The organism is Micromonospora sp. NPDC048839, assembly GCF_040649915.1.
GTDB lineage: Bacteria > Actinomycetota > Actinomycetes > Mycobacteriales > Micromonosporaceae > Micromonospora.
In genome coordinates this window covers 162894-173356 of sequence record NZ_JBEZGL010000008.1, presented here as the reverse complement: position 1 = coordinate 173356, position 10463 = coordinate 162894, and the positions used below count along the sequence as shown (strand labels likewise).

The 10463-nt window shown below is 74.9% G+C and carries 12 protein-coding genes; 8 read left to right on the top strand and 4 right to left on the bottom strand.

Features of this window, described 5'->3' with window-relative positions; translation table 11 throughout:
• Positions 1–59 precede the first annotated feature (59 nt).
• Complete coding sequence (locus AB0C25_RS17595) at positions 60–509, bottom strand: SAV_6107 family HEPN domain-containing protein (protein WP_007463070.1); 450 nt, start codon at positions 507–509, stop codon at positions 60–62.
• Between the two features lie 444 nt (positions 510–953).
• Between AB0C25_RS17595 and AB0C25_RS17590 the strand changes: the two genes are divergently transcribed.
• The 6 genes from AB0C25_RS17590 (at position 954) to crtI (ending at position 6366) form a co-directional block, all read left to right on the top strand.
• Positions 954–1442, top strand: coding sequence for a YbaK/EbsC family protein (locus tag AB0C25_RS17590; protein ID WP_357374246.1), 489 nt, complete (start codon positions 954–956; stop codon positions 1440–1442).
• Between the two features lie 65 nt (positions 1443–1507).
• Positions 1508–2278, top strand: a complete 771-nt coding sequence (locus AB0C25_RS17585) for a monooxygenase (RefSeq protein WP_357374244.1) — start codon at positions 1508–1510, stop codon at positions 2276–2278.
• Entirely contained in the window at positions 2275–2826 is a 552-nt protein-coding gene (locus AB0C25_RS17580; protein ID WP_357250990.1) for a GNAT family N-acetyltransferase, read from the top strand. Before AB0C25_RS17585 ends, AB0C25_RS17580 begins: the two co-directional genes overlap by 4 nt.
• Positions 2823–3743, top strand: a complete 921-nt coding sequence (locus tag AB0C25_RS17575; RefSeq protein ID WP_357374242.1) for a carotenoid biosynthesis protein — start codon at positions 2823–2825, stop codon at positions 3741–3743. Before AB0C25_RS17580 ends, AB0C25_RS17575 begins: the two co-directional genes overlap by 4 nt.
• Entirely contained in the window at positions 3740–4867 is a 1128-nt protein-coding gene (locus tag AB0C25_RS17570; protein WP_357374240.1) for a glycosyltransferase family 2 protein, read from the top strand. The genes AB0C25_RS17575 and AB0C25_RS17570 overlap by 4 nt, the downstream gene beginning before the upstream one ends.
• Positions 4868–4878: 11 nt before the next feature.
• On the top strand, positions 4879–6366 hold the full coding sequence (gene crtI / locus AB0C25_RS17565; RefSeq protein WP_357374238.1) for a phytoene desaturase family protein: 1488 nt from the start codon (positions 4879–4881) through the stop codon (positions 6364–6366).
• A gap of 10 nt (positions 6367–6376) precedes the next feature.
• Here crtI and AB0C25_RS17560 read toward each other — a convergent pair whose 3' ends face one another.
• Together AB0C25_RS17560 and metF are read right to left on the bottom strand one after the other, a co-directional pair.
• Positions 6377–7066, bottom strand: coding sequence for a CDP-alcohol phosphatidyltransferase family protein (locus AB0C25_RS17560; protein ID WP_357250978.1), 690 nt, complete (start codon positions 7064–7066; stop codon positions 6377–6379).
• A 44-nt stretch (positions 7067–7110) separates the two neighbouring features.
• Positions 7111–8028 (bottom strand): methylenetetrahydrofolate reductase [NAD(P)H], encoded by a 918-nt coding sequence (metF, locus tag AB0C25_RS17555; protein WP_357374236.1) that lies wholly within the window; start codon positions 8026–8028, stop codon positions 7111–7113.
• Positions 8029–8276: 248 nt separating this feature from the next.
• Between metF and AB0C25_RS17550 the strand changes: the two genes are divergently transcribed.
• The gene (locus AB0C25_RS17550) at positions 8277–8693 is read left to right on the top strand and encodes a helix-turn-helix domain-containing protein (RefSeq protein WP_357374234.1); all 417 of its coding nucleotides are present in this window, start codon (positions 8277–8279) and stop codon (positions 8691–8693) included.
• 58 nt (positions 8694–8751) lie between these two features.
• A complete protein-coding gene (locus tag AB0C25_RS17545; RefSeq protein WP_357374232.1) occupies positions 8752–9834 on the top strand; it encodes a polyprenyl synthetase family protein in 1083 nt (360 codons plus the stop codon).
• Between the two features lie 148 nt (positions 9835–9982).
• Here the strand turns inward: AB0C25_RS17545 and AB0C25_RS17540 are convergent, their stop codons facing one another.
• A complete protein-coding gene (locus AB0C25_RS17540; RefSeq protein ID WP_357374230.1) occupies positions 9983–10372 on the bottom strand; it encodes an Rv2175c family DNA-binding protein in 390 nt (129 codons plus the stop codon).
• Positions 10373–10463: the final 91 nt, after the last annotated feature.

The window sequence follows — 10463 nt, the reverse complement described above, 5'->3', positions numbered from 1 at the left end:
GCACGCCGTGCCACCGCCCGCCCGGCTCCCCCCGCGGGGCGGTCGGTGGCACGGCGGGCTCATGCGGCGAGGCCGTCCAGGGCCGGTTGGTGGGCCACGCCGAGCGCGGTCTCCACCACCGTGACGAACTGTTCGGCGGCGCGGAGCAGGTCGTCGGCCTCCCGGGCGCTGACCACCCGGGGGATGCCGGCCTCGGCGGCGGCGCGCTTGCTGGCTCCGGCGGCGAAGAATCGGGACCACTCATCGAGCTCCGGAGCGACGGCGCAGAGGAGGACCCAGACACTGGTGATCCGGTTGCGCCGACTGGGCGCAGGACGGGCGCGGGCGGCGAGCAGAGCAGCCGCCGCACGCAGCGCCGCCAGGTGGGCAGCCGCGTAGCGCAGGCCGTCGGGGCGGGTCTGGCCGGCCTCGACCAGCCCGCGCCGCGCCAACGTGAGGAGTTGGGCGGGGGTGCGGTGCGGCAGCACGTGCGCCGGCACCGTCGGTGCCTGAGCCGGGTTGGTCGGCATGGGTGTCTCTCCTCCACGTGGCCGAGACGTCGCTCCGGCGGCTGATGCCGCCGACGAGACGCCGAGGTCGGGTGGTGCGGAGGAAGACGCACCGGGTGTGGCCGGCCGGGTGTGGACGCTTCCCCACACCACACCCGGCCGGCGTACCGGCGGGTGCGTCGCCCGCCGCCCGGGGGTCGTGGGCGGCGAGCGACGCTCCTGCCTGTCGGGACCAGGCTCGCGACTGCCCGGAAACCCAGGTGCGGCCCGCGGAGCCGCACCGGCCGGAGCTGGCGCCGCGAAACGCCGCGCTCCGGCTGGTTGGAACGGGCGTTCGAGGCAATCGAACACTCGTTCTAACTGCTGCTGACAGTACACCTCCCCACCGACGAAAATGCAACGTGTGACGCGCCGACCGCGACGGCCGACTGAACCGGGCGTCAGCGGACCGGGAAGAATGGCGGGATGCAGCCACACCCGAACGTACGGGCGGTGCAGGACGCGCTCACCGCCGCCGGCACGCTCGACGGCGCCGGTGAGCCCAGCACGATCCGCCTGCTGCCCGACGCGGTGCCCACCGCGGCGGCCGCCGCCGAGGCGCTCGACGTCGAGGTCGGCCAGATCGCCAACTCGTTGATCTTCGACGCGGACGACGCGCCGCTGCTCGTGCTCACCTCCGGCGCGCACCGGGTGGACACCGCCGGCCTGGCCGCGTCGATCGGGGTCACCCGGCTGCGCCGGGCCACCCCGGAGTTCGTCCGGACGCACACCGGGCAGCCGATCGGCGGGGTCGCCCCGCTCGGGCACCCGCACCCGCTGCGCACCCTGGTGGACACGGCGCTGGCGACCTACCCCGAGATCTGGGCCGCGGGTGGCGTACCGCAGGCGGTCTTTCCGACCACCTACGCCGAACTGCTGCGGATCACCGCCGGCACCCCGGCCGAGGTGGCGTGAGCGAGCGGAGCGAGCGAACCAGCAGGCACCGCGGCGACGCGCTCGCGCCGCCGCGAAGCGGAGGCGTGAGCGAGCGGAGCGAGCCAACCGGCGAGCCCGGCAGCGCCGCACCGGAGCTGGTCACCCTGCACGTCTGGCGGACCTCCCCCGGCGCGCTGCCCCGGGCGCTGACCCGGATGGCGGTGGACCCGCGCCGGCTGCGGACCCACCCGGGCGTCCGGTTCGGCAAGCTGCTGGGCACCGGGACCGGCACCGGCTTCGGACCCGGCGACGCCGACCTGACCCGGTGGGCGGCGCTGACCGTCTGGGACTCCCCCGCCGCGGCGGCCGACTTCGACGACTCGCCGGTCGGCCGCGCCTGGGCCCGCATCGCCCGCGCCCAGGCCCGGGTCGACCTGCGTCCGCTGACCAGCCGGGGCGAGTGGTCCGGTCAACGACCGTTCGGCGAGCCCGCGGGCGGCCGGGTCACCGGCCCGGTGCTGGCGCTGACCCGGGCCCGGTTGCGGGTACGCCGGGCGGCCACCTTCTGGCGGGCGATCCCGCCGGTGGCCGCCGCCCTGCGCGACGCGCCCGGGTTGCTGGCCCGGTTCGGGGTCGGGGAGGCACCGCTGGGTTGGCAGGGCACGGTGAGCGTGTGGCGCGACCCGACAGACCTGGTGGCGTTCGCGTACCGTCACCCGGAGCACCGGGCGGCGATCATGCGAACCCCCAGCGCGGGCTGGTACGCCGAGGAGTTGTTCGCCCGGTTCGAGGTGCGCGACGTGGTCGGCGACCGGTCGGTGCTCGGGTGGGTCGCCGACGGTGGCCCGGAAACGGTGAAGGGTGGACGGGCATGAGGTTGGTGCGCTGGACGCCGGACGATCTCGTCCGGCGGCTGGACGACGTGGTGGCCGTCTACGGCGAGGCGATGGGATACCGCACCGACCTGCTCGAGGCCCGACGCGGCTACATCGCCACCCACGTCCGCCGGCCGGGTTTCCGGGCGGTCGCCAGCCTGACCAGCGAGGGGCACCTCGCCGGCTTCGGCTACGGCTACCTGGGCGCCTCCGGTCAGTGGTGGCACGACCAGGTGTACCGGGCGCTGGACACCCCGACCCGTACGCGGTGGCTCACCCACTGCTTCGAGGTGGTCGAGTTGCACGTCCGGCCACCGGCGCAGGGCCACGGCCTGGGCACCGGCCAACTGCGCGCGCTGCTCGGCATGGCCGAGGGCGACACCACGCTGTTGTCCACCCCGGAGGCCGACGAGCAGACCTCGCGGGCCTGGCGGTTGTACCGACGCTTCGGCTTCGTCGACGTGCTGCGCAACTTCCACTTCCCCGGCGACGAGCGACCGTTCGGCGTACTCGGTCGGGATCTGCCGCTCGAGCCACCGGCGTCATGACCCGGCGGATCTCCTGGACACTGCTCGCCGTCCTGGTGCTCGCCCAGATCTGCTACCCGCTCACCACCGGTGCCGCCAGGGCCGGGCTGACCGTGGCCACCGTCGTGCTCGGGTGGCTGCTCTCGGTGGGCCACGCGCTGCTCAGCCGGGGTCCGCGGGTCGCGGCGGCGCTGGTGGCGGTGGCCACCGGCGGTGGGTTCGCGATCGAGGCGATCGGGGTGACCACCGGTGTGCCGTTCGGCAGCTACGACTACTCCGGGGAACTGGGTCCGAAGCTGGCCGGAGTGCCGCTGATCATTCCGCTGGCCTGGACCTGGATGGCCTGGCCGGCCTGGCTGGCGGCGGTCCGGCTGACCGGCGGCGCCGCGCCGCGCGCCAGCCGCAACGGCGCGAAGGCCGGCGACAACGGCGCACCGACCAGCAACGGCGGCGGATCGTGGACCGGCCGCGGTGGGTCGACCGGGCTGTGGGTACGGCGGATCGCGCTGGCCACCGTGGGACTGGCCGCCTGGGACCTCTTCCTCGACCCGCAGATGGTGGCCGAGGGCTACTGGGTCTGGCGGGACGCCACCCCCGCGTTGCCCGGTCTGCCCGGCATTCCGGTCAGTAACTACCTGGGCTGGCTGCTCTTCGCGGTGCTGATGATGAGCGCCCTGCGCCCGCTGGCCGGGTCGGCCGCCGAGCACACCGACCGGCGCGACGACCCGATGGCCGCGCTCTACCTGTGGACGTACTTCTCCAGCGTCCTGGCCCACGCGGTCTTCCTCGACCTGCCCGCGTCGGCGCTCTGGGGGGCCGCCGGCATGTCGGTGACCGCCGTCCCGTTGGCGGTGACCCTGTTGCGCGCCCGCCGGGGTCGGGACACCCGCCGGGAGGACCACCAGCCGCACCGCCCCGGCGTCGACGCGACCCGATGACCGTCCTGCTCGCCCTGCTCATCGCCGTCGCCGCGCTGACCGGGCACACCTGGCTCAACGCCACCCGCTGGCTGCGCCGGCCCACCGACCGACCCGACGCCCTCGACGAACCGGTCGCCGTGCTGCTGCCGCTGCGCGACGAGGCCGGGCGGGTCACGCCCTGCCTGCGCGCCCTGCTCGCCCAACGCGGCGTGCCCGGGCTGCGCGTCGTGGTCCTCGACGACGGGTCCACCGACGGCACCGCCGACGTGGTCCGCGCGGTGGCCGGCGACGACCCCCGGGTCACGCTGCTCACCGGGGTCGCCCCGCCGCCGGGCTGGCTGGGCAAGCCGCACGCCTGCTGGCAGTTGGCCACCCGGGCCGACCCGGACGCCACCGCGCTGGTCTTCGTCGACGCCGACGTGGTGCTCGCCCCGCACGCCGTGGCCGCGGCCGTCACCGAGCTGCGCGACGCCCGCGTGACGCTGCTGTCGCCGTACCCCCGGATCGTGGTGGCGACGGCGGCCGACCGGCTGGTGCAGCCGCTGCTGCAGTGGCTCTGGTTGACCTTTCTGCCGCTGCGCGCGATGGAGCGCTCGTCGCGGCCGTCGCTGGCCGCGGCGGGCGGCCAGTTCCTGGTGGTGGACCGGGCGGGCTACACCGCCGCCGGTGGGCACGCCGCGGTCGCCGACAAGATCCTGGAGGACGTCGAGCTGGCCCGGGCGGTCAAGCGCGCCGGTGGGCGGATCGCCCTGGCCGACGGCTCCCGGCTGGCCACCTGCCGGATGTACGACGACTGGCCGCAACTGCGCGACGGGTACGCGAAGTCGCTCTGGGCGTCGTTCGGGCATCCGGGCGCGGCGGCGGCCGTGGTGACACTGCTGCTCGTGCTCTACACCGCCCCGCCGCTGGTCGCGCTTGCCGGGCTCGTGGCCGGCTCGGCGCAGGTGACCGCCCTGGGCCTGGCCGCCTACCTGCTGGGGGTGGCCGGACGGGTGCTCACCGCCCGGGGGACCGGCGGCCGGTGGTGGCCCGACGCGCTCGCACACCCCGTGTCGGTCGTGGTCCTCGGTTGGTTGACCCTGCGGTCGTACCATCTGCGAAAGCGACGTCGCCTGACCTGGCGGGGCCGCCCGGTCAGCTAGGAGGGCGTGGCATGGCGCGGATCGTGGTCGTCGGCGCCGGGGTGGGTGGCCTCGCCACCGCCGCCCGGCTGGCCGCCACCGGGCACCAGGTGACCGTCTTCGAGGCCGCCGACACGGTCGGTGGCAAGCTCGGCCGGTACGCGCACGACACCCCGGCCGGGTCGTTCCACTTCGACACCGGGCCGAGCCTGCTCACCCTGCCCCAGGTCTTCCACGACCTGTTCGAGGCGACCGGGGCGAAGCTCGACGAATACCTGGACCTGGTCCCGTTGGACCCGATCGTCCGGCACGTCTTTCCCGGCGGCGGCCCGACCCTGGACTCGTGCGCCGACCCGGCGGAGTTCACCACCCGGATCGGGGCCGCCCTAGGTGACCGGGCGGCGGCCGACTGGCAACGGCTGTGGCACCGCGCCGAACGGGTGTGGCGGGCCTCCGAACGCGACATCCTGCGCCGTACCGTCGACTCCCCCCGCGATCTCGCGTCGCTGGCCTGGCGGCTCGGCGACCTGGCCGCCATCGCCCCGGGCCGCACCCTGCGCGGATTGGGGCGCGGGCACCTGTCCGACCCGCGGCTGCGGATGATGCTGGACCGGTACGCCACCTACACCGGCGCCGACCCGCGCCGGGCGCCGGCGGCGCTGGTCGCGGTCCCCTACGCCGAGCTGGCCTTCGGTGGCTGGTACCTGCACGGTGGGCTGCGCACCCTCGCCGACGCGCTGCTGACCCGGTGCCTGGACCTCGGCGTGGTCGTGCAGACCGACACCACGGTCACCCGGATCGACGCCACCGGCGGCCGGGTGCACGGGGTACGCCTCGCCGGCGTCACCGCGCCGGTGCCCGCCGACGTGGTGGTGGCCAACGTGGACGCGCTGACCGTCTACCGTGACCTGCTGCCGCACCCGCGTCGGCTGGCCGGGCTGACCGACCGCAGCCTCGCCGGTTTCGTGTTGCTGCTCGGTGTCTCCGGCAGCACCGGTCTGGCCCACCACACCGTCTTCTTCCCGGACGACTACGACGCGGAGTTCGACGCGGTCTTCGGAAACCCCGGGCGCGGCGTACGGGCCCGGCCGGCGGTCGACCCGACAGTGTTCGTCACCGTGGCCGACGACCCGATGGTCCGTCCGGCCGGGCACGAGGCATGGTTCGTGCTGGTCAACGCCCCCCGCCATGGCAGCGCGGCGGGCGCGGTCGACTGGCGACGCCCGGGGCTGGCCGACGCGTACGCCGACCGGATCCTGGAGGTGCTGGCCCGGCGCGGCGTGGACGTGCGCGACCGGCTGCTGTTCCGCGAGATCCGCACCCCCGCCGACCTGGGCACGGCGACCGGCGCGCCGGGCGGCTCGATCTACGGCACCGCCGGCGGGTTGCTCCGCCCCGCCAACCGCGGCCCGGCGAACGGGCTGTGGCTGGTGGGCGGCTCCACCCACCCGGGCGGCGGGTTGCCGATGGTGACCCTCTCCGCGCAGATCGTCGCCGACGAGATCGGCCCCGCCTGGTAGGGCCAGCCGCTCAGCCGGCGTCGAGCAGGGCGCGCCGGATGCTGGAGAGCAGTTGCCCGAGGCCGAAGCCGGCCAGCAGCACCCACACCGCGGTCGCCATGGTGATGGTGCCGGCGGCCAGGTCCGCCTCGATCAGCCCGGCCAGCCCGGCGACCACCAGGCCGGCCAGCGCCACCGAGACCCGGGTGGGACGTTCCCCGACGGTGACCGCGCCGATGTCGCGCATGCCGGCGGCGACCGCCCGAGCCCGGACGTACTCGTGCAGCCAGGACAGCGCGCCGCCCGCGACGACGAGCGCCCCCGGCGCGCCGACCAGCCAGAACGCCAGCAGCCAGGCCACCTCACCGAGCCGGTCGGCGACCGAGTCGTAGACGTAGCCGAGCCGGGTGGTGCGGCCGGTGGCGACCGCCACCGCGCCGTCCACGCTGTCCGCCACGGCGGCGAGCAGCACGAACAACGCACCGAGGAACGGCCCGTCCCCCGGCCGGGTGACCAGCAACGGTACGCAGAAACAGAGCACCACACCGGCCACGGTGACCGCGGTGGGGCTGACCCGCAGCCGCCCCAGCACGTACCCGACGTGGTACGCGAACCGCAGCCAGGCGCGCACCACCGGTGCCGCGACCCGGGGGTCGAACCCGCCGTGCAACCGCGCCCATGCCGTGGCGTACTGGTCCCAGTTCAGCTGTGTGCCCACCACGGATCAACCGTCGTGCCGGGCATCAGGTGTCGCAGGTGGGGCATTCACACCCGCGCGCCGACCTTCAGGTTCTGCCAGACCTCACGAGTCGCGGTGGACCGGTTGAGGGTGATGAAGTGGATGCCCGGCACACCCTCGTCCAGTAGTCGGCGGCTCATCTCGCTGGCCTGCTCGACACCGAGCTGGCGAACGGCCTCCGGGTCGTCGGCGACCCGCTCGAAGCGGGCCGCCAGCGCCGGCGGGAAGGGCGCGCCGGACAGCTGCACGGACCGCTCGATGGTGCCGATCTGGGTCACCGGCATCACCCCGGCCAGGATCGGGGTGTCGCAGCCGGCGGCGGCCACCCGGTCCCGCAGCCGCAGGTAGTCGTCGGCGTCGAAGAACATCTGCGTGATCGCGAACTCGGCGCCGGCCCGGCACTTGCGGACGAAGTGCGCGGTGTCGCTGGCCACGTCGGGGGAGCGGGGGTGCTTGTACGGGAAGGCCGCCACGCCCACGCTGAAGTCACCGGCGTCGCGGACCAGGCGGACCAGGTCCTCGGCGTAGTCGACGCCCTCGGCGTGGCGGACCCACTCCCCGCCGGGGTTGCCCGGCGGGTCACCGCGCACCGCCAGCACGTTGCGCACCCCCACCCCGGCGAGCCGGCCGATCACGTGCCGCAGCTCGGCGACGGAGTGGTTGACCGCGGTCAGGTGGGCCATCGGCAGCAGGGTGGTGTCGGTGGCGATCCGTTCGGTCACCGACACGGTGGTGTCCCGGGTCGAACCGCCCGCACCGTAGGTGATCGACACGAATGACGGGCGCAGCGACTCCAGCTCGCGGATGGCCTGCCAGAGCAGCGTCTCCCCCGCCTCCGTCTTGGGCGGGAAGAACTCGAACGAGAAGGTCGGTTGGCGCTCACGAATGAGCTCCCCGATCGCCGGCTGCGGATTGGGGAGTACCGAGGGAAGACCGAGCGCCACGACCCGACTCTAGCGGGCGACGCCACCCCGACCCAGACGCTTTCCACTTGGCGGTCCCCTACCGCACCGTCCGCCGGGTCCGACGGCCGGAGGGCGTCGTACCCCGGAGGTAGAAATGGGTGGCGTGGGAGGGGCGGCGGGGGCGGCGCCCGGGTCCCGCGCGGGGGTCGGTCAGCCACACGCGGTGACGCAGGTCCCGCCCGGTCGGGGCGGGTCGTCACCCGCGCCGACGCCCGCCAGGAGGACCCATGACCGCGCCCCGATCGCCGCGCCCGGCGCAGCTCGGCCCGCTGCTGGCCCGGTGCCGGCTGGCCCGTGGCTGGAGCCAGCAGCGCGCCGCCGCCGAGTTGTGCGCCGCCGCCGGGGTGCCGACGTTGAGCCGGCACGAGGTGTCCCGGTGGGAACGACAGCGTCGTGTTCCCGGTGGATTCTGGCTCGGCTGGCTCGCCGTCGTCCTGGACGTGCCGCTGGTGACCCTGACCGAGGCCGCCGCGGGCACCCGCCGGGCCGGCGCGACGCGCGCCCCCGGACCGGGCCGCACGGCGGCGGCCGGCACGCGACCGGCGGGGCGCACCGGTCCCGGTCGCACCGACGGGACCAGGGCCGGTGGCACACTCGGTCGAGCCGAGGCGGAGGCCAGGCGGAGGCCAGGCAAGGGGCTTTGACACCGGCCCCACGCGTGGCACTGGGGCGCGGACCGAGGCGACCGGCTAGCGTCGGTACGTGACCCACGCTGCCCCCGTCTCTCCCGTCGACCGTGCCGGCCTACGGCAGCGCGTCGACAAAGCCCTCAGCGAGTTCCTGACCGGCCAACGCGTGCGACTCGCCGCCGTGGATGACGCCCTGGCCCCGGTGGCCGAGGCGATCGAGGCTTTCGTGCTCGGCGGCGGCAAGCGGCTCCGCCCGGCATTCGCGTACTGGGGGTTTCGGGGCGCGGGCGGTCTCGACGGCGACGAGGTGGTCACCGCCCTGGCCGCACTGGAGTTCGTCCAGGCCAGCGCCCTGATCCACGACGACCTGATGGACCGCTCCGACACCCGACGCGGCGAGCTGGCAGTGCACCGGCGGTTCGCCGCGCGGCACCGGGAGGCCGGCTGGGGCGGTGACCCGGACGGCTTCGGCGACGCCGCCGCCATCCTGCTCGGCGACCTGTGCCTGGTCTGGTCCGACGAGCTGCTGCACTCCGCGGGGCTGGACCTGTGGTCGTTGGCGCGGGCGCGACCGGTCTTCGACGAGATGCGCACCGAGGTCACCGTCGGGCAGTACCTCGACGTGCTGACGCAGGTCACCGGCGACACCTCGGTGGAACGGGCCAGCAAGGTCGCCCGGTACAAGTCGGCGAAGTACACCGTCGAGCGTCCGCTGCTGCTCGGCGCCGCGCTGGCCGACGCGACGGCAGACGTACGGGCGTCCTACTCGGCGTACGGGCTGCCGCTGGGTGAGGCGTTCCAGCTCCGCGACGACGTGCTGGGCGTCTTCGGTGATCCCGCGCTGACCGGCAAGCCGGCCGGGGACGACCTGCGCGAGGGTAAGCGCACCTACCTGGTGGCGGCGGCCGTGGAGGCCACCGACGACACCGGGCGTGAGCTGCTGCTGGGTCAACTCGGCGACCCTGAGCTGGACGAGCGGGGAGTGGCTCGGCTCCGCGAGCTGATCACCGCGAGCGGGGCGTTGGCCCGCACCGAGCAGCGGATCGTCACGCTGACCGACGCCGCGCTGGCGGCCCTGACCGCCGTCGACCTGGACACCGAGGCCCGCCAGGCCCTGGTGGACCTGGCCATAGCCGCAACCCGCCGAGCCGACTAACCCCCCGCCGCGCCCCGCCCCGCCTCCGGCCCCGTTTCCGCGCGTTGATCATGGAGTTATCGCCACTCGCCTCGGCGTGTCGTGACAATAACCTCATGATCGACGCCCAGAAGGGGCCGGGGGCGGCCGGGTGGGGTGGGGCGGGGGGCTAGAAGCCCAGGGCTTGGGCTCGGCGTTTTACTTCGCGGGCCTGGTCGCCGGAGAGGGCTGCGGCCGGGGTGTTGCCGGGGAGGGTGTCGTCCGGCTCGTACAGCCAGCGCAGGGCGGCCTCGTCGTCGTAGCCGTTGTCGGTGAGCAGGTTGAGCACGCCGGGCAGGTGCTTGAGCGCGATCTCGTTGGCGACCAGGTCCGTCGGGATGCGGCGGACGCCGTCGCGGCGGACCGCCAGCAACTCCCGGTCACGGATCATCTGGTGCACCTTGCTGATCGACACGTCGAGGCGCTCGGCGACGTCGGGCAGGGTCAGCCAGCCGGCCGGGTCGGCGGGTCCGGCGAGCTCCAGGCTGGGCACGGCCTGGTCGGGTACGGGTTCGGTCACCCGACCACCCTGCCACGCCACCGTCGCGACGGGCCACCGGCACCCCGGACGACCGAGCGGAGCCCGCTCTCCCGGACGCCGCTGAGCCGCT